The organism is Marinovum sp. PR37 (assembly GCF_028807375.1).
In the GTDB taxonomy this organism is placed as follows: Bacteria; Pseudomonadota; Alphaproteobacteria; order Rhodobacterales; family Rhodobacteraceae; genus Marinovum; species Marinovum algicola.
The window spans coordinates 1-18,252 of record NZ_JARAML010000043.1 but is presented as its reverse complement, the minus strand read 5'-3'; the positions used below and the strand labels follow the sequence as shown (position 1 = coordinate 18,252).

The 18,252-nt window shown below is 67.2% G+C and carries 15 protein-coding genes; 4 read left to right on the top strand and 11 right to left on the bottom strand.

Annotated features, from left to right (window positions below; all coding sequences use genetic code 11):
* Positions 1–56: 56 nt before the first annotated feature.
* From PVW49_RS22780 to PVW49_RS22770, 3 genes are all read right to left on the bottom strand, one after another.
* A protein-coding gene (locus tag PVW49_RS22780; protein ID WP_274591668.1) for an IS630 family transposase occupies positions 57–1,015 on the bottom strand; the annotation gives its coding sequence in 2 pieces (ribosomal slippage) (positions 57–671 and positions 674–1,015; 957 coding nt in all).
* A gap of 297 nt (positions 1,016–1,312) precedes the next feature.
* A complete protein-coding gene (locus tag PVW49_RS22775; protein WP_274591667.1) occupies positions 1,313–3,340 on the bottom strand; it encodes a protein-disulfide reductase DsbD family protein in 2,028 nt (675 codons plus the stop codon).
* Between the two features lie 100 nt (positions 3,341–3,440).
* Positions 3,441–6,443, bottom strand: a complete 3,003-nt coding sequence (locus tag PVW49_RS22770; RefSeq protein WP_274591666.1) for a hypothetical protein — start codon at positions 6,441–6,443, stop codon at positions 3,441–3,443.
* Between the two features lie 250 nt (positions 6,444–6,693).
* Here PVW49_RS22770 and PVW49_RS22765 point away from each other — a divergent pair, with 250 nt between their 5' ends.
* A complete protein-coding gene (locus tag PVW49_RS22765; RefSeq protein WP_170850551.1) occupies positions 6,694–7,332 on the top strand; it encodes an SIMPL domain-containing protein in 639 nt (212 codons plus the stop codon).
* A 6-nt stretch (positions 7,333–7,338) separates the two neighbouring features.
* Here the strand turns inward: PVW49_RS22765 and PVW49_RS22760 are convergent, their stop codons facing one another.
* The 7 genes from PVW49_RS22760 to PVW49_RS22730 all read right to left on the bottom strand — a co-directional run bounded on the left by PVW49_RS22760 (position 7,339) and on the right by PVW49_RS22730 (position 14,808).
* Positions 7,339–8,094: an FkbM family methyltransferase gene (locus PVW49_RS22760; protein WP_274591665.1), complete on the bottom strand. Its 756-nt coding sequence runs from the start codon at positions 8,092–8,094 to the stop codon at positions 7,339–7,341.
* Between the two features lie 121 nt (positions 8,095–8,215).
* Positions 8,216–9,508, bottom strand: a complete 1,293-nt coding sequence (locus PVW49_RS22755; RefSeq protein WP_074837281.1) for an O-acetylhomoserine aminocarboxypropyltransferase/cysteine synthase family protein — start codon at positions 9,506–9,508, stop codon at positions 8,216–8,218.
* Between the two features lie 227 nt (positions 9,509–9,735).
* Positions 9,736–10,689 (bottom strand): homocysteine S-methyltransferase family protein, encoded by a 954-nt coding sequence (locus tag PVW49_RS22750; protein WP_211568892.1) that lies wholly within the window; start codon positions 10,687–10,689, stop codon positions 9,736–9,738.
* Positions 10,690–10,832: 143 nt separating this feature from the next.
* Positions 10,833–11,834, bottom strand: coding sequence for a hypothetical protein (locus tag PVW49_RS22745; protein WP_048532210.1), 1,002 nt, complete (start codon positions 11,832–11,834; stop codon positions 10,833–10,835).
* 115 nt (positions 11,835–11,949) lie between these two features.
* Entirely contained in the window at positions 11,950–13,071 is a 1,122-nt protein-coding gene (locus tag PVW49_RS22740; protein WP_274591664.1) for an amidohydrolase family protein, read from the bottom strand.
* A 123-nt stretch (positions 13,072–13,194) separates the two neighbouring features.
* Entirely contained in the window at positions 13,195–13,881 is a 687-nt protein-coding gene (locus PVW49_RS22735; protein ID WP_274591663.1) for a DUF1045 domain-containing protein, read from the bottom strand.
* Between the two features lie 3 nt (positions 13,882–13,884).
* Positions 13,885–14,808 carry a LysR family transcriptional regulator gene (locus PVW49_RS22730; protein WP_048532207.1) on the bottom strand — a complete coding sequence of 308 codons (924 nt, stop codon included), beginning with the start codon at positions 14,806–14,808 and terminating at the stop codon, positions 13,885–13,887.
* A 92-nt stretch (positions 14,809–14,900) separates the two neighbouring features.
* On the opposite strand from PVW49_RS22730, the gene PVW49_RS22725 reads away from it, so the two are divergent.
* Positions 14,901–15,872: an NAD(P)-dependent alcohol dehydrogenase gene (locus PVW49_RS22725; protein ID WP_274591662.1), complete on the top strand. Its 972-nt coding sequence runs from the start codon at positions 14,901–14,903 to the stop codon at positions 15,870–15,872.
* A 39-nt stretch (positions 15,873–15,911) separates the two neighbouring features.
* Here the strand turns inward: PVW49_RS22725 and PVW49_RS22720 are convergent, their stop codons facing one another.
* A complete protein-coding gene (locus PVW49_RS22720; protein ID WP_274591661.1) occupies positions 15,912–16,925 on the bottom strand; it encodes a LacI family DNA-binding transcriptional regulator in 1,014 nt (337 codons plus the stop codon).
* A 155-nt stretch (positions 16,926–17,080) separates the two neighbouring features.
* On the opposite strand from PVW49_RS22720, the gene iolG reads away from it, so the two are divergent.
* Both iolG and PVW49_RS22710 read left to right on the top strand, forming a co-directional pair.
* Positions 17,081–18,076, top strand: coding sequence for an inositol 2-dehydrogenase (gene iolG / locus PVW49_RS22715; RefSeq protein WP_274591660.1), 996 nt, complete (start codon positions 17,081–17,083; stop codon positions 18,074–18,076).
* Positions 18,069–18,252 (top strand): hypothetical protein (locus PVW49_RS22710; protein WP_274591659.1); only part of this gene is annotated, 184 nt, incomplete at its 3' end. The genes iolG and PVW49_RS22710, both read left to right, overlap by 8 nt.

The following is an 18,252-nucleotide window of genomic DNA, read 5'->3' as shown; positions in this document are numbered from 1 at the left end:
ACGGTTGAATCAGAAAATCAAATCATACGCAACTGTAGTACTAAAGCGTTTCGACATTAACCTGAGACATATCCGGCAGCCTTGAAATAGTTCCAGCACTCCGTTGGTTCGTAGAGATTGCAAATTGATCCGATTGCCTCAAAGACCTCAGTGAATGTTCTTGCGCCGATGCGTCGGAGGTGAGCTTTCAGCTTGGAGAAGGCTTGTTCGATGGGGTTCAGATCGGGTGAGTATGGGGGCAGGTACAGGAACCAACACCCGGCGTCGCGCATGGCCTTGGCGGCAGCGGCATTCTTGTGGGTGGCAAAGTTGTCGAGGATCACGACAGTGCCGGGTTCCAGTTCCGGCACCAGCACCTTTTCGACGTAAGCGGCAAATGCCGGGCCATCCATCGCGCCCTTGATGACCCAGGGCGCGATCAGCGCGTCTTGGGTCAGCCCCGCGATCAGCGTCTGCGTGCCCCAGCTGCCAAAGGGGGCGTCCATTGTCAGGCGCTCGCCTCGCTTTGCCCTGCCGCGCAGGCGGGTCAGGTTCGTCTTCACTGCCGTTTCGTCAATGAAGACAACGCGTTCAGGAAAGGCCGAGACGGCGGGAAGCCGATGCCTGAACCAATCGACGCGCTGATGTCTTACCTTGGCGCGGCGGCGCTCGGCGGCGACCAGCGACTTTTTTTGTACGTGAAACCGAGCCGGGACAGCAGGTTGGCAATGGAGGAATGATGCACCCGCACGCCCTCGGCATCGGCCAGCGCATCGCGCAGCTCGAAGAGCGTGATGTCGGGGTCTTGCGCGACGAACTCCTCAAGGAAATCCTGGTGCGGCGCCAGCTTTCCCTTGCCGCGTGGAGGTCCCTGGGGAGCCGGTCCCGCATGACCTTTGGTCCGCACCTGACGCGCCCACCGTGCGCCAGTGGCCGGTGACACCTTCAGACGCAACGCTGCCGCACGCCCGCTCAATCCTTCCTCAATATATCTCTGAAACCGTTTCCGAAGCGCCGCAGGCAAAGGTGCTGACATGATCCATCCTCCCAATGAGGATGAATCACATCTGATGCCTCAAGGGAATCCCTCGCGATTCAGGTTCAAGCCGAAACGCTTTATTCCGTTTGCGAATGAGCTGTGGGCCCCGGGCCCATGAGGTTTCGGCCGCGCAGGCGTGGTCTGGCAGGTCCATCGGGCGGCCGAGGAGGCTCTGGTGGGGGCGCCGGGCCGGCAGAATACGGCGGACAAGCGGCGCGGCCGGCGTCTGAGCGAGAGGCCGGCCCCGCGCGCTCCCCGTGGTAATTTCCGCAAGAGGAAGGCCGGGGCCGGGGGTCAGCCGCCGGCCTGTTCGATCGCCTCGAAGATCGCGGCTTCGCTGAGGATCTCGGGCAGCGGGATGCCGTTGGGCGCGGCCGGGCCGTAGACCGCGTTGAACGGGATGCCGAAGCGGCCGAAGCTTTCCAGATAGGCCGAGATCGCCGGGTCCGGGCGGGTCCAGTCGGCCTGCATCGGCAGGATGTCTTCGGTCGCAAGCGCCTGCGACACCGGGCCCCGATCGAGCACCAGCGCCTTGTTGGCCTTGCAGGTCAGGCACCAGTCGGCGGTGACATCGACAAAGACGATCTTGCCGGCGTCCACATGTTCGGCCAGGCGGGTGGCGTCGAAGCTGACCCAGTTGGTGGCGCTCTGGGCGGCCGCGGCCGGGGCAGGATCGCGCAGGGCGGGCAGGGCGACGGTGAGCGCGGCAAGCGCCGCCACGGTGAGCACGCGGCCGGGCAGGCGCCGGAAGGCGAGCGCCACGAGGATCAGCGCCATCAGCGTCGCGGTCAGCGCCGCGGCGGTGAGCCCGGCGACGCCGGTCAGGACAAAGAAAAGCCAGGCGGCGGTCAGTGCCAGAAGGCCCCCCATCACCAGCTTGAGCGCCAGCATCCAGCGGCCGGGCTTCGGCAGCAGCGCCACCACGCCCGGAAACGCCGCGACGGCGAGATAGGGCAGCGCGAGGCCGAAGCCCAGCGCGGTGAAGATCACCGCGATCTCGCGGCCGCCGCCGGACATGGCATAGGCCACCGCGGTGCCGAGAAAGGGCGCCGAGCAGGGCGTGGCCAGGACCGCGGCAAAGGCGCCGGTGGTGAAATCGCCCAGCCGCCCGCTGCCGCCGGCGACCGAGAGCCGGGTTTGCAGCGCGGCGGGCAGGGACAGTTCGAACAGGCCGAAGAGGTTGGCGGCGAAGAGCACCAGGATCACGATCATCGTCGAGAGGAACACCGGGCTCTGGAATTGCAGGCCCCAGCCCACCGCGTGGCCCATGGTTTGCAGCCCCCAGGTGACCGCCGCCAGCGCCCAGAAGAAGGTCAGAACGCCCGCCGCCGAGAGCAGGAAGCCGGCCCGCACCCGGGCGCGGCCCTGGTCGGATTTGCGCACCGCCGCGGCGAGCTTGATCGACAGCACCGGCAGCACGCAGGGCATGACATTGAGGATCAGCCCGCCGAGGACCGCGATCAGCGCCATGGCCACCAGGCCCCGCCCGGGCGACGGCGCCGGCGGTGTGCTGCCGCCCAGCTCTGCCGAAATGGTGCCGGCATAGCTGCCGTCGGTCACCGTCAGGCGCAGCGCCTCGGGTGCGCCGTCCAGCGGATAGAGCAGCGGCACCTCGGCCCAGAGCCGGGTGCGGTCGCTGTCGAGGCGCAGATCGGGCTTGCCGAAGATCGCCTCGTCCAGTTCGGGAAAGACATCGGGCGTGCGAAAGCCGTTTGCATGGCGCACCGCGAAGGTCAGCGCCGTGTCGGAGAGATGTGCGGCTTCGATCTCGAGGCCCGAGGCCGCCTCTTCTTCCGGCACCCGCGCCAGGGCGTCGGCTAGGGTTTCGGCGGCGGCGGTGTCGATGCCGGTGCCCTGCGGCAGATCGAGCGTGAGGCTGAAATCCTCGGGGATGCAGATGTCCTTGCAGACCAGAAGCCGCACCTGGGTGGCCAGGCGGGCCGGCTGGCCCGGGGTCTCGAGCGCCACCTGGATCGGAAAGGTCACCGCATCGCCATAGCCGAAGTTCTCGATGTCGAAGGCGGTGAAGCGGGTCGGCGCCGGAAACAGCAGCTCGGTCGAAGCGAGATTGCCGGAAGCGCCCCAGTCGAGCTCCGGCGGCAGTCCGACTTCGCCGGGGCTGCGCCAATAGGTCTTCCAGCCGTCCGCCATTTCGAGCACCAGCCCGGCCGAGAGCGTGCCGGCCTCGGGCGCGACGCCATCTTCGGCGGTGATCAGCCGGGCGGTGAGGGCGGTCGAGCTGTAGGTGTCTGACGTGGCTGCCGCAGCCGCCGTGGGCAAGGCGAGGCTCAGCATTGTCCAGAGGACGGGGGCGAGGCGCATGGGATCTCCTTTGATGAGAGATGTTAGCCGATCTCGCGCCGGTATGCGCCATCCGCCCGATCACGTCGAGGGGGGCAGAAGGTCACTTTGGCGCGAGGCTTCAGCCCCGCGGCATGCGCAGGACGATGTTGCGGCCGCTCTTGACGTAGCTGAGCTGGCCGTCGCCGATCGCCGAGACCCGGCCGCCATCGATCCGGTCGCCGACCTTGACCTTCTGGTAGCGGCCATTGGCAAGACGCACCAGCGCCCGGCGGCTGGCCGGTTTGCCATAGACACCGATCAGGTTGACCTTGTGCAGGTTGATGGCGTTCTTTTCGGTCGCAGCCGAGGTCACCGAGGCGCGCGAGGGAATGCTGGGCTGGACGGTGCGCGGCTGAACGGCGGCGGCCTGTTGCACCTCCTCCGCCTCGGTCGAGCGCTGCGCGCGGGTGACCAGGGCGGCGATGTTCGACGGCCGGCGCTGCGGCTGCGGCGAGGCGGCCACCGCCAGGGCGCTGGCCTCGATGTCCTCTTCGGCCGCGATCTTCTCGGCTTCCTGCTCGGGCCGGGGGCGCGGGCGCTTCTGGCGCAGCTCTTCCAGGCTGACGCCGCCCAGGTTGGCGCGCTCGTTCTGTTCGATCAGATCGCCGGGACGGCCGCGTGGTTTGAGGCCGGAAAGCGTTTCATCCACCGCGGCCGCGACGTTGAGCCGCGGCGCTGATTCCGGTGCGTCCGCCTCGGGATCGGCCTCGGTTGTGGCGGTCTCTGCGTCGGGCGCTGCGCCGGTGGCGGCCTCGGGGCTGGCCGGCAGGGCGGTCTCGACCGGGGTGCCGGTGCCGGGGCGCTGCGGCGGCTTCAGCGGCGGCGGGCCCTGTACCAGAAGGAAGCCGGCCGGGTGGCGCACCCCTTCGGGGGTGGGCCGGATCAGCCCGTTGTCATCGAAGGTCAGCCCGGCATCGGCGGGATAGGGGTTCACCTGCGAGGGCGGCAGGACGTCGGTCTGCGCCTCGCGGCTGGTGGGGATGGCCACGGCGTCGCCCACCGCGACCGAGGGGTCGATCGAGGCGACATAGACATCGCCCAGAAGGCTCTGGGCGGGCTCATCCGGGGGCAGGGGCGCGCGCTGCCAGATGCCGGTCGCCGCATAGCGCGCTTCGGCCTGTTCCGGGCTCAGCGCCTCGGCTTCGAAAGGCACCGAGAGCCCGTCGACCTGATCCTCGACCAGATCGCGGCTCAGCGCCGGCAGGCCGGCATTCAGGGCTGCGACATTGATGGCGGCCGGATCTTCCGGGTTGATCCGATCGCCGGTTTCGGGCAGGGCAAGCGCGGTTTCGGGCACCGGCTCGACCCGGATCGCGGCCGGCGCATCCGGCGGCGTTGCGGCCTGGGCCGCCGCGCTGTCTTGCGGCAGGTTTTCGGGGGCGGCGGCCGCGGCGACCTGGGTGTCGGGGCTGCGGCGGAAAAAGCCGGCGAGCCCCTCGTCGAGGAAGATCGAGGCCATGGCGGCCACGGCCAGCATGACAAGCAGCAGCGCGGCGGTCAGGAACAGCCCGAGGAACCGCGGCTTGCCGCCCACCTTTTGCTGGCCGCGCGCGCCAAAGACGGTCATCCGCTCGCTCTCGTCCATCACAGCGCTGCCTGGGCCGGCGGCGGCGGGCCGCTTGCCCTTGCCAAAGGCCGGCTTGCGGATATCGGCCGCCGGGTCGGCGGGTTTCAGCGGCTTGCGGCGGCTGGCAAAGCCGACGGATGGTCCGGAAGCCTCGGGCGCGGCCGTGCTTGCGGCGACGGCCAGGGCGGCGGTGGAGCTGGCGGGTTTGCCCTTGTCCGGGCCGGCTGGGTCGGGCTGGGCCTTGGGCCGCATCGAGAACGAGGCGCGGGCCTTGGCGGCAAGTTCCTCGGTTGCATCCTGCGGCTTGGGCGCCGTGCTGGGGCCGGTCGGGGCGTCGGACCGGGCGCTGATCTGTTTCGCCGGGCGCGGGGCCGGGGCATCGCGATGGGCGCGGATGCTGGCAAAACTGGGCGCGGCGGCGCTGTCGCTGGCAGCAGGCGCCTTGGGAGCGGCCGGTTTCGCCTTGGGCGGGGCGGATTTCGGCTTGGCGGTCGGCGCGGGTCGGGGCGCCGGGGCCGGCTTGGCTGCGGGGGGAGCTTCGGGCGGGACCGCCGGTGCCGGTTTCGGTGCGGCCGGTTTCGCCTTTGGCTTGGCGGCCTTGGGTTTCGGCTTGTCTGCTTCCGGTTTCGCCTTCGGCTTCTCGACGACAGGTTTCGCCTTTGGCGCGGCCGCCTCCGGTTTCGGCTCGGTGACCGGGGCAGGGGCTTTCGCGGAAGTTGTTGCCGGCGTTTTCGCCGAGTTCGGCTTGGGCGTGGCCACCGCATCCGCAGCGGGCGTCGGCGCGGCCATCGGTTCCGGTGCGGGCTCGACTTTGGCCGCGGGCTTGGCGTCCGGTTCGGCTTTTGCCGCAGGCGCGGGCTTGTCTTGCGGTGCGGAGCCTTTCGCAAGGTCCGGTTCCGGTTCGGCGGCGGATTTGGCCTCCGGTTCGGCCAAGGGCTCCGGTTTCGGCGGCGTCGGGCGGGCAATCACGATGATCGGCGCCGCGTCGCCTTCGACCGTCACGCCCGGGGCGAGCGAGGTCAGCGCGGTTTCGGTCGGGCCAAAGAACGGCTCGCGGCCAAAGCCGGCGCCGCTGGCCACCGCCGATACAAATCCCAGCGGGTGAAACCCGTGCGAGGTGGCAAAGCTCTCGGCCTCTTCCAGCGTTTCGCGGGCAACGGCCGCAATATGCAGCTTTCCGTCGCCGGCCTCGTAATCATAAACCAGATCGTCGATCGCATAGGGCGTGGCGCCATCCAGGGCCGATTCGACCGAGGCCACCGGCGAAGTCCCCGCTGCGGGCGCCGGAATGTCGAGAAACCGCACCTGTTCGGTCGGCAGGACAAGCTTGACCTCCGCCGGATCACCGCCCTCTGCCGAGGCGGAATTTCGCAGGTCTGCAAGGGCTTTGGGCAGGTTTTCCGTTTCGGGCGCCACATCGCCGAGCTTGTACCAACGGCCCTCGGTGTCGCCGTCTGCACGGCGCAGAAGGGCGATCCCGTCAAAGGACAGCAACAGTGCAAAATCTGGTTTCATTCGTTCGGCTTTCGCACTCCTTCGCGGGTCGCACAAGTCACGACCGCCTCACCTCGAATTTAGGGCAGCTTCCCGCCGAGAAAACCCTTTGCGCCGCTCCGCCGCCGCTTCTAGATTGGCGGGCACAGGGCGGTCCGGCATCCGCCGTGATGAGTATAACACAAAGGTTCCGCCAATGTTGAGACGTTTGATTGTAAACACTTTTGTTGCCCTGATCGCAACGATTCCCGTGGCCGCGCAAGAAACGCCTGTGGCGCGGCAGATCGTTGTCACCGGCGAAGGCCAGGTGCAGGCCGCGCCGGATATGGCGACGCTGTCGATCGGCGTCGGCCACGAAGCGCCGACCGCGGCCGAGGCGATGGCGGAGGTAAGCGGCACGGTGCAGCAGATCTTCACCCGGCTGACCGAGCTGGGCGTTGCGCCGCGCGACGTGCAGACCGCCTCGCTGCGGATCGATCCGATCTGGCGCGACCGCAACCGCTCGACACCCGAAGAACCGCCGGAGATCGTGGGCTTTCGGGCGCAGAATGACATCACCGTCCGTCTGCGCGACATGGCGCGGCTCGGCGAGGTGATCGGCCTGCTGGTCGAAGACGGGGCCAATCGGCTCTCGGGCGTCAGCTTCGGCGCCCAGAGCCCCGATTTGCACATGACCGAGGCGCGCCGGCTGGCGGTTGTCGACGCGCAGGCCCGCGCGGCGCTTTATGCCAAGACCGCCGGGGTCGAGTTGGGCCCGGTGATCGAGATCGTCGAGCCGGGCAATTCGGGCGGTCCCGGCCCGATGTTTGCCCGCGCCGAGTCGATGTCGGTGGTCGGGGATGTGCCGGTGGCTGGCGGCGAGCTGACCTTTTCCGCGCAGGTGCGGATGACCTTTGCGATCACCCGCTGAGGGCGATCAGAGCGCGGCGTCGGGCAGGAAAAACGCATTGCGCTCCATCTGCCCGACCATGCGATAGCCGAGGCCGGGAAAGGCCTCGGTCAGACGGGCCTCGAAGCTGCGTTGCGCCCAGGCCTTTTCGGCCTCGAGCACGAGCAGCGGCCGGCAGGTCTCGATCACCCGCCGGGCGCCGAGAAGAGCCGGCCATTCGTGACCTTCGAGATCGAGATGCAGCACCGAGACGCGGCGCGAGGCATCGACCAGATCATCGATCGGCACCACCGGCACGGCAACCGTCTTGCCGGCGATCTCATCCTCCACCACTCGGGCGCGCGCGGCCATCGGCTGGCCGCTGTCCGAGACGGTCTGAAGATGCAGCGTGCCCGGCGTCTCGCCCACGGCGAGCGGATGCAGCGCGACATTGTCGATCCGGTTGAGCCGCAGGGTGATGCGGGCGGCGGCATGGCTGAGCGGCGCGGGCTCGAAGGAATGCACCGTCGCGCCCGGCACCATCACCTGTGACAGCGCGGGCAGGAAGTCGCCGACAAAGGCGCCGCCGGTGACGACATCGCCATCGCGCACCCAGTGCCGCATCAGTTTCAGCGTTTCGGGTTCATAGACGCCGCCGGCCAGCAGCACCCGCGGCACCTCGCGGCGGGCATAGGCATCGGGCAGGCAATAGAACCCGTATTCATTGACGGCGGTGGTATAGCCGAAGTCCGGATCGGCCATGGCGGTCTCGGATCCCTTGGCGGCAATTGTCCTGTGCTGCATCCTGCTTGGCCTCGCTCGGATTTTTGCCGCCAGCATAAGGCCATTGCGGCCCAGTCCAAGACAAATCGCGCCCCGGGGTAAATCGGGGCGCGATCTGTGGCATGCGGTGGTCAGTCGCGGCTCAGGCCGAGGCGGCCTTGAGCGCCTGGTCGAGATCGGCGATAAGGTCGTCGGCGTCTTCGATCCCGATCGAGATGCGCACCACGTCGGGGCCGGCGCCCGCCGCCTCCTGCTGTGCCGGGGTGAGCTGGCGGTGGGTGGTCGAGGCCGAATGGATCACGAGGCTCCGGGTGTCGCCGAGATTGGCAACATGGCTGAACAGTTCCAGCGTATCGACGAATTTGACACAGGCGTCGTAGCCGGCCTTGAGCTTGATGGTGAAGAGGCCACCGGCGCCCTTGGGGCAGAACGCGTCCTTGCGCGCCTTGTAGGGCGAGCTGTCGAGGCCGGCATAGGTGACACCCGCCACGGCGTCGTGGCTTTCCAGCCATGCGGCGATCTTTTCGGCGTTCTGCACGTGGCGCTCCATGCGCAGCGACAGCGTCTCGATGCCCATCAGCGTGTAATGCGCCGCCTGGGGGTTCAACGTCATGCCGAGATCGCGCAGCCCGATGGCAATGCCGTGGAAGGTGAAGGCCAGCGGCCCGAAGGTCTCGTGGAACTTGAGCCCGTGATAGGCCTCTTCCGGGGCGCTGAGCGACGGGAACTTGTCCGAGGCCGACCAGTCGAACTTGCCGCTGTCGACCACCACGCCGCCGGTGACGGTGCCGTTGCCGGTCAGGTATTTGGTCATCGAATGCACCACCAGCGTCGCGCCATGTTCGATCGGCTTGCAGAGGTAGGGCGTGGCCGAGGTGTTGTCGACGATCAGCGGAATACCGGCGGCATCGGCCAGTTTCGCGGCAGCGGCGATGTCGGTGATATAGCCGCCGGGGTTGGCGATGCTTTCGCAGAACACCGCGCGGGTGTCGTCATCGATGGCGGCTTCGACGGCGTCCATGTCGTCGAAATCGACGAATTTGGCCATCCAGCCGAAGCGCTTGATGGTCTGGCTGAACTGGGTGATCGAGCCGCCGTAGAGCCGGGTCGAGACCACCACGTTCTTGCCGGGCGCCATCAGCGGAAAGAGTGCCATGATCTGTGCCGCGTGCCCCGAGGAACAGCAGACCGCGCCGACGCCGCCCTCGAGCGTGGCGACACGTTCCTGCAAGACCGCGACGGTGGGGTTGGTCAGGCGCGAATAGATATAGCCCACTTCCTGGAGGTTGAAGAGCGCGGCGGCATGTTCGGCATCGCGGAACACATAGGCCGTGGTTTGATAGATCGGCGTCTGCCGCGCGCCGGTCGCCGGATCGGGGCGGGCGCCGGCGTGGATTTGCAGGGTGTCGAAACCGTAGTTCGGGGCGTCGGTCATGTGGTCCTCCGTTGAAATTGCGCGGAAGGTATGCAGTGCGGGGGCGGAAGGCCAGAGGGTATGTAGCGGGAGAATGTCGAGTGTCGGGTTTGCGGACAGAGCGTCATTTCGTGGCGTGTGCTCCTGTGTCCGCTTTGGGCGTAACGGATGAATGCACCGGTACGAACGAAACATGTTGAATTAATTGGCGCAGTCAGCCACGATTCTGGGCTATCAAGTTGAGATTTTTAGGTTGCAGCGACCCTTTCTGCAATCTTGCGGAGATGCCGCAGGTCCGTTCCACAGCAGCCGCCCAAAATGCGGACGCCAGAGTGTGACCCCTTGAGGTCGGCGAGCTGCCGACTCAACTCGTCAGGATCGCCATCATCAAGAACTTCCGCATTGTCCAACTCTTCGTGGCTTTGCCGAGATGCATTTGCGACGATGCCAGCAAGTTTGACTTCCCAGTTTCCGCCGTCAAACCCGTTTGCAATATGGTCTGGATGCGCGCAATTCACCATAATCGCCAGTGGATTCGCCGTGTCGGCAAGTTGCGTGACGGCGTCGGCCAAAGTCGTCCCATCGGCCAGCTTACCGTCTGTCTCAACAACAAAGGAGATGACAGCCGGTATGCCCAACTCTTGCGCCGCCAGCGAGATGCCGATCGCCTCTGCTGCTGACCCAAGTGTGTAGGCACTTATGACGTCAGCGCCAGCCTCCTTGGCGGCCGCAATCTGCGGGCGGTGATAGTCGGCGGCGAGCTTGGCCGATGCCATCCCCGGCGCGTAGCCATCGCCTTGAGGGCCAATCTGAACACTGACACAAATCGCTGCATCGGCGTGTTCATTCGAGACGCTGCGCACCAGAGCAACCGCATCGCGGGTCACACGCGGCAGGTCTTCGGCCGCATAGCCGACAGCTTTTGCGCGGTCAGGATTTGCCATCCAAGTTGGCGTGTCCAAAATTACGCCTGCACCGGTGTCGCGGCCGATCTGGATCAAATCCTCATAATAGTCCCGAAGCCGCTGTCGTCCGTCAGAGTTGTCGATCAAGGGGAACGCCGCAAATTCCGGCAACTCTACACCGTGATTGAAAATCAGATCGGTCTCCATGCCTGTCCACGACAGCCAAGTCCGATCACCACCTAGAATTTCCGTTTTCATCATTTTTTTGACCCCCGTCCTCTTGCCGAAGACGGTCATGGCTTCAGCTTGGAATTGGACCTCACATTAGCAACCTTAACTTCGAAATAAAGTGAAAGCTGACCTTCGTGCATTTTGCAGCATCGGTCAAAGTGGGCTCGAAGCAGTTATTGAACCCACGGCAATGCCGCACCATCCACCCCTCATCGCATCCAGAAACCTTCGCGCCTGATCTTGTTGCGGATCGCCTGTTCCTTGCGCGGCAGGTTATCGCGGTCGAACAGGTCGCGTACCTTGTGGCCGCGCCCCTGATAGATCATCCGCAGGGCGGGTTCGTACTCCTTGAGCCGTTTCTTCACCTTGTTCGGCGCGGCGACGATCTCGAGCGTGTCGACCACATGCTTGCCCTCGCGCGCAAAGAGCAGCGGCAGGAACCGGTAGTGACAGGAATGCGTGCCATCGAGCATGCCGGGGGGCAGGGTGTTGCGTCCGCCGCCGAGAGAATGGATCACCAACGGCAGCGCCACCTGGTCGAGCCAGGGGGTCATCGGCTGACAGACCAGCGCCGGCGGGGGATCGTCGCGGATCGCCAGGGCATAATCGAGGAACCGCGCGCCGAATTCACGGGGGCAGCGGTAGAAGAAGAAGCCGGCGTTGAAATAGAGGTAACGCTGCCAGTATTCCTCGGGCTGCGTCGGATCGAGCGAGCTTTCGAAATCGAGGCCGAACTTGTCGTAGAGCGATTTCCAGATCTCGGTATACCCCGGCCCGTATAGCTCAATCCTGGGCCAGGTGCCCTCGCGCCGCAGCGAGGCGGTGGGCCGGTCGAAATCGAAAGGCACTTCGGACAAAGCGCCGGTGATCAGCGTGTCGGTGTCGAAGAACACGAAAGGCTCGCCCTCGGGCAGAGCCGCCAGCGCCTCGATCTTGTTGCCATGTGGGTAGCTGTGGCCGAAATGGCGGTTCTCGAACGGCAGGAACTCGGCGCCCAGCTCGAGCAGGAAATTGCGCAGGTCGTCGTTCTTGATGCGGGGATCATGCGGCCAGAGCGGGCCGGGCTGCGGTTCGGCGATGAACAGCCGGCCGCGAAAGCCGCGGTTGGAATAGCGGAACGAGGCGGCGAAAAGCAGGGCCTCGTATTGCAGCCGTCCGGCCTGGGCCACGATCACGATATTGAACGGCCTGTCGCCTGTTGCCTGTCGCACCTGACTGCCCCCCGGAGTTGCCCATGGCTGTTTTGCCGGTGACTATAGGATGGAACCGGGCGCGCCAAAAGCCGTCATGACCGGGAAAATTCGCCGCCTTTCGGGGGCGGCCGGTTCAGCGCTCGCCGGCGGTTTCGGCCAAGGCCCGCGCGCCGATCTCGCGCCGGGCGGCCTGGGGCGCATGCAGCGGCGGGGCGAATTCGGGGTTGCGATAGATCCAGCGGCCGGCCGACATGGTGGCGGCGACAGCGCCGCTGGCGCGGTGCAGCAGCACCAGGTCGGCACGCTGCCCGGGCGCCAGCCTGCCCCGGTCGCGCAGCCCCAGCACCTGCGCCGGGCGCGACGATATCAGCGACCAGGCCCCGGCGATCGGCAGGGCACCGCTGCGGTCGAGATGCAGCGCCGCCTGCATCAGCATCTCGGGCGTGCCATCGGAAACCAGCGCATCGCACATCCCGGCGGAAATCAGGTCGCGCGGATCGGGCATGTCGGGGCGGAGGCCGGGCGATGTCACCCCGGCGGCCGGAAGCGCCACCGGATCGGACCAGGCCCGCGCCACCGAAGCCGCGCCGCTCGCCATCGGGGCGACGCAGATCTTGGCGCCCATCATCGCCAGCCGCTCGCGCGACTGGCCGTCGCGGTCGCCGTAGCTGCCCGAGCGGATGTTCATCACGTCGAAGGCATGGGCCAGGTTGCACAGGAACCGGTGCACCTCGTCGCCGCGCAGGCGCAGCGCCCCGGCGGTGGCACGCAGCTCGGGCGCCACCGGCACGGCGGCATCGCTCAGGCTGTCGACAAACAGCACCGCGCTTACCCCGTAACGGTGCAGCAGCTCGAGCAGCCGTGTCTCGGCGTCCATCATGTGGGTGTCGCAATGCAGCAGCACCCGCAGATCGGTGCGTGACCGCAGCCGATGGCTGGCGTGGCGGTCGAGAAAGCCGGCGGCGGCATCGGGCGCGCAGGCGCCGCCCTGCCAGCCCCAGCCCTGTGCCACCCAGGCGGTCGTGATCCCCTGGGCCGCAAGCTGCCGGTCGAGCGCGGCAAGGCTGGTGGTGCCGCCGGGCCGGGCGTGGATGTCGACGATGCCGGGCAGGATGTCATAGCCGGGCAGCGCCACTTCCGGCGCCGGACCTTCGGAAATCATGCCTTCCGAAATGGTCAGCGCCCGGGCCTCGAAACCGGTGGCACCGAGCACGCGCGCGCCGGTGATGCGCAGAGGCAAGGAAAGAACGGACATGGGCCTGCTCGTGGTTCTCGATCTGAGACCTTGGTAGCGCAGCAATGTTGCGCCGACGTGACAAACCGCTCCCGGATGTCTCACTTGGGCGTTATGTTTGTATCCATGTGTCGCGCGCGCGCCTCAGCCGGTCAGCGGCGCGCGGCGGATCAGGTGAAATCGCCCGGTCGCGACGTCGGCCCCCAGCAGCGAGAGCGCCTCGACGGCAAAGGGGGCCGGCACGAGCGGCGCAAGATGGCGGGTGAGCGCATCGGTCACCGGCGTGATCTCCTCCGGGCGCAGCGGGCCGGTCAGGGTAATGTGAAAGCGGAAATCCTCCATCACATGCGGATAGCCCCAGCGGATCAGGTTGGCCTCCTGCCGCGGGCTGAGCCGTGCCTTGCGGCGGCGGGCCAGCGCCTCGGCCGTGGGCGGGGCGCGGAAACGGTCGAATTGCTGCACGGTCGCGGCCGCCAGATCGGCAATCGCCCGGGTGTCGCCGCGCGGGACGAGCGCCAGGAAACGGCCGATCCGCGTCACCTCCAGCTCGTCGAGCCACACCGGCGCGCGGCCGGCGGCAAAGGCGTCCAATGCACCCGTCAGTTCATCCGCCACGCAGCCGGGGGCGAGGTGAAACGGCGGTTTGAGCGTGCCATGCGCGCCGTATTTGCGGGGCCTGTCGGTGAGCGCGGCGGCCGGGCGGGGCAGCCCGGCCAGCACCGGCGGCTGACGATCGGCGCCGCGCGTCGCATCCCAGCCCAGCCAGTCGGCCAGCGCCTCGGCCAGCGCCCCTTCGGGCGGGGTGTAGTAGATCGCGTACCGGTCGAACATCGCTCACTCTTCGGGTTTCGGGCGCAGCCGGGCGCGCAGGTGCCGCTCGATCCTGTCCCAGACCAGGCGGATGCGGCGCGAGGATTTCACCTCGCGATGCGCCACCAGCCAGACCGGGTAGCGGATCGGCCCGTGCCCCGGCAAGAGCCGCACCATGCCCGGGGTGGATCGGCCAAGGAAATCCGGCCCGATGCCGATCGCCACACCTTGCCGGGCCAGCTCCCAATGCACCAGGTGGTTGTCGGCGCGGATGGCCAGCATCTCACGCGTCAGGGGGATGTCGAAATTCGCCAGCGCACCGATCATCTGTTCGGCGCTGTCCATGGCGACAAAGTCATGTCCGGCGAAATCCTCCAGCCCCTGTGGCGTGCCCCGGCGGGCCAGATAGGCCTCGGAGGCATAAAACCAGCCGGTGTCCTCGGCGATCCGCTTGGCGGTCAGCGCCGGATCTTTCGGCGCGGTGTTGCGGATCGCGATATCGGCCTCGCGGCGGCGCAGGTCGGTCACCGCATTGGTGGCGTTGATTTCGATCTCGAGCCCCGGCGCGTTCTGACGCAGCTCGGCCACCACGGCGGGCAGCAGATAGGCGGAATAGATCTCGGATGCGGTGATGCAGACCCGCCCGGCGATTTCCTGGCTCTGCCCCGAGGCGGCAAGCGAGATGCGGGTGGCAGCGGCGCCCATGGCGCGGACATGATCGACAAGCTCGATCCCGGTGGGCGTCAGCTCCAGCCCCCGACCGGTGCGTTCAAACAGCGCCACGCCCAATTCATCCTCGAGGGCGCTGACCTGACGGCCAAGCGTGGGTTGCGCCATGCCCAACGCACGGGCGGCGGCCGAAAGCGAGCCCTCCTCGGCGGTCACCAGAAACGCGCGGGCGCGGTTCCAGTCGAAGGTTATGCTGCGCCAATCCATGCGAAAATGCATATCAGCCCTGCCGGATTGGTCAATTCCCCAAAGGCTCGCGCATGGCTACCTTGGCGTCAATCAGAGGATCAACCCGAGGAAGGAGGCCGGTCATGAAAGCGGCGATCTATCGGAAATATGGCGGGCCCGAGGTGGTTCGGATCGAAGACACCGCCCGGCCCGCGCCCGGACCGGGCGAGATGCTGGTCAAGGTGGCGCATGGCAGCGTGACGACCGCCGACTGGCGGCTGCGCGCGGCGGCCTTTCCCGGCGTCCTGGCGGTTCCGGGGCGGCTGATGTTCGGGCTGCGCCGCCCGCGCCAGCCGGTGCTGGGCAGCGAGTTTTCCGGCGAGGTGGTGGCGCTGGGCGCGGGCGTGACCGAGTTCGCGCCGGGGCAGGCGGTCTTTGGCTTTGTGATGCAGGGCGCGCATGCGGAATACCTTGTGGTCAAGGCCGCTGGCGCGGTGCTGCCGGTGCCCGAGGGGCTCGATCCGGCCGAGGCGGCGGCGCTGCCGTTCGGCGGGCTCTCGGCGCTGGTGTTCCTGCGCGACTATGCAAAGCTCGCCCCGGGGCAGAAGTTGCTGGTGGTCGGGGCCTCCGGCGGGGTCGGTGCCTATGCGGTGCAGATTGCGCGGGCCCTGGGGGCAGAGGTGACCGGCGTCGCCTCCGGCGCGCATGAGGCCTTTGTGCGCGGCCTGGGGGCGGTGGGCTTCGTCGATTACCGCCGCCAGTCGCTGCGCGGGCTGGGCAGCCGGTTCGATGTGGTGATCGACACCGTGGGCGCGACGGATTTCGCCACCGCCCGGGCGGTGCTTGCGCCCAGGGGGGTCTTCGTGCCGCTGAACTTCGGGGTGCGCGAGATCGGGCAGGCGCTCTGGTCGCAGGTCTTCGGTCGGCGAAAGCTGCGCCTCGGGGTCAGCGGTGACACCAAGGCGGATCTGCGGGTACTCGCGCGCTGGGTCGAGGAGGGCCGCCTGCGCCCGGTGATCGACCGGCGGTTTCCGCTCACGGAAATCCGGGCCGCCTATGCGCTTGTCGAGGGGCGCCACCGCCAGGGCGCGGTTCTGCTCGACATGGCGGCCTGAGGGCGGCTTGAGGGCGGATTGCGGCTCCGGCGGGCGCTCTCAGGCGCTGTGCCGGGGCACCAGGCGACCGCCGAACTGGCACAGGCCGCTGCCGTCACTGCGGTTGAGCACCACCTCGGCAAGCGCCTCGGCCATGGCGGTCATCGGCTGGCGATAGGTGGTCAGGTCATAGACCCGGTTGGCCGCCAACGGCACATCGTCAAAGCCGGTGACGGCAATGTCGTCGGGCACCCGCAGCCCCAGCGCGTGGCGCAGCGCATCCATCGCGCCGATTGCCAGCGCATCGTTCTCGCAGACGATCACATCCGGGTAGGCGCGACGCGACGTCAGATTGCGCTCGATGATCTCGAAGGCGCGGCGCGGGTCATAGGAGCCGACGCTCAGCACCTCTGGCGTGACGTCGAAACGGCTCTGCCAATGGGCGACAAAGGTCTCCTTGCGAAAGACATGCGCCGAACGGGTGTCGGGGCCGGCCAGGAACAGCGGCCGGCGATAGCCCTTGTCGATCACGTAGTCGGTGATCTCGCGCATCGCCGCGACGTCATCGACGCAGATCGAGATGGTCTCGGGATGGTCCGAGGCGCGGGCAAAGAGGATCAGTTTCTTCACCCGCCGCGCTCCCAGCGCCGCATGCAGGATCGAATCGTCGAAATTTACCCCGATCAGCACCGCCGCATCGACCCGCCGCTGGGTGGCATTGCGCAGCGCGTCCTGCGCATCCTCCGACCCCAGGGTATTGACCAGCAAGGTGTCGAGCCCGGCACTGCGCATCGCCGTGGTGAGCCGTTCGAGCATCACCAGCTTGTGCGGGTTGTTGAAATCGTCAACCAGAACCGCCACCAGGTTCGACCGCTCCGAGGCCAGGGAAGAGGCCAGCAGATCCGGCGCATAGCCCAGCTCCTCTGCCGCCGCCATCACCTTGGCGCGGGTCTTTTCCGAGATCGAGGCATTGTTCTTGAAGGCGCGGGTCACCGTCCAGCGCGACACGCCGGCGATCGCCGCCACGTCGTCTGCGGTGGGCAGGGGCCGGGAAGAAAGCTCGTCGTCCGTCATGCGTTGTGCTGGTCGCTCCTTCTGCGCCCGGCGCCGGGCGCGCCGTAATGAGACCGGGTAGACCACGTTTTGCTCGCGCGTGCAATAAACTCTTGCACGCGCGAGCAAGCTTGACCATGTTGCGGCCAAATCAAAGGGAATCGGGGGAGATGAACATGCTGGGGGTCGGACTTCTTGGGGCAGGGCGGATCGGTTTTGTCCATGCCCGCACCATCACCCGCCATGCCGACAGCACGCTGGTTGCGGTGTCGGATTTCGTTCCTGACAATGCGGAAAGGCTGGCCGCGCAATACGGCGCCACGGCGCGCACGACAGACGAGATCCTTGCCGATGCCGAGATTGACGCGGTGCTGATCGCGACCTCGACGGACACGCACTCCGATCTGATCGAACGGGCGACGGCGGCGGGCAAGGCGGTGCTTTGCGAGAAACCGGTCGATCTTTCGTTGGAGCGGGCGCAGCGCTGTCTTGCCGCGACACGGGGCACAGGCCAGCCGGTGATGATCGGCTTCAACCGGCGGTTCGACCCCAGCTTCGGCGCGCTGAAATCCGCGCTCGACGCGGGCGAGGTGGGCAAGCCCGAGTTGCTGTCGCTCACCTCCTTCGATCCGGCGCCGCCGCCAGTGTCCTACATCAAGGTCTCGGGCGGGCTGTTCCGCGACATGATGATCCATGATTTCGACATGGCGAATTTCCTGATGGGCGGGGCGCCGGTCTCGGTCTCGGCCACCGGCAGTTCGGTTGTCGACCCCGAGATCGGCGCGGCGGGCGATGTCGATACCGCCGTGGTCACGCTGAGCTATGCCGATGGCCGCATCGCGGTGATCAAGAACTCGCGCCGGGCGGTGTATGGCTATGATCAGCGGATCGAGCTTCTGGGCTCCGAAGGGCTGTTGCAGGCGCAGAACATCGCGGAAAACACCGTGGTCAAATCCACCGCGGCCGGCGTGACCGGCGCCAAGCCGGTGCTGTTCTTCCTCGAACGCTACATGCCGGCCTATGCCGCCGAATGGGAGGCCTTCGTGACCGCGATCAACTCCGGCGCGGCGATGCCGGTGACGCTGGAGGACGGGGTGGCGGCGCTGGCGCTGGCCGAGGCGGCGACGCGATCCGCCAAGTCCGGCCAACCCGTGAGGCTTGCGGATGTCTGAAGTATTTGCAGCAAAAGTGGGCACCGGTTTTGCGTCCGCAAATACGTCCGGCGAACATGAGCTCGATCTGATCACCATTGGCCGGTCGTCGGTGGATCTTTACGGCGCGCAGGTTGGCGGGCGGTTGGAGGACATGGGGTCCTTCGACAAGTACATTGGCGGCTCGCCGACCAATA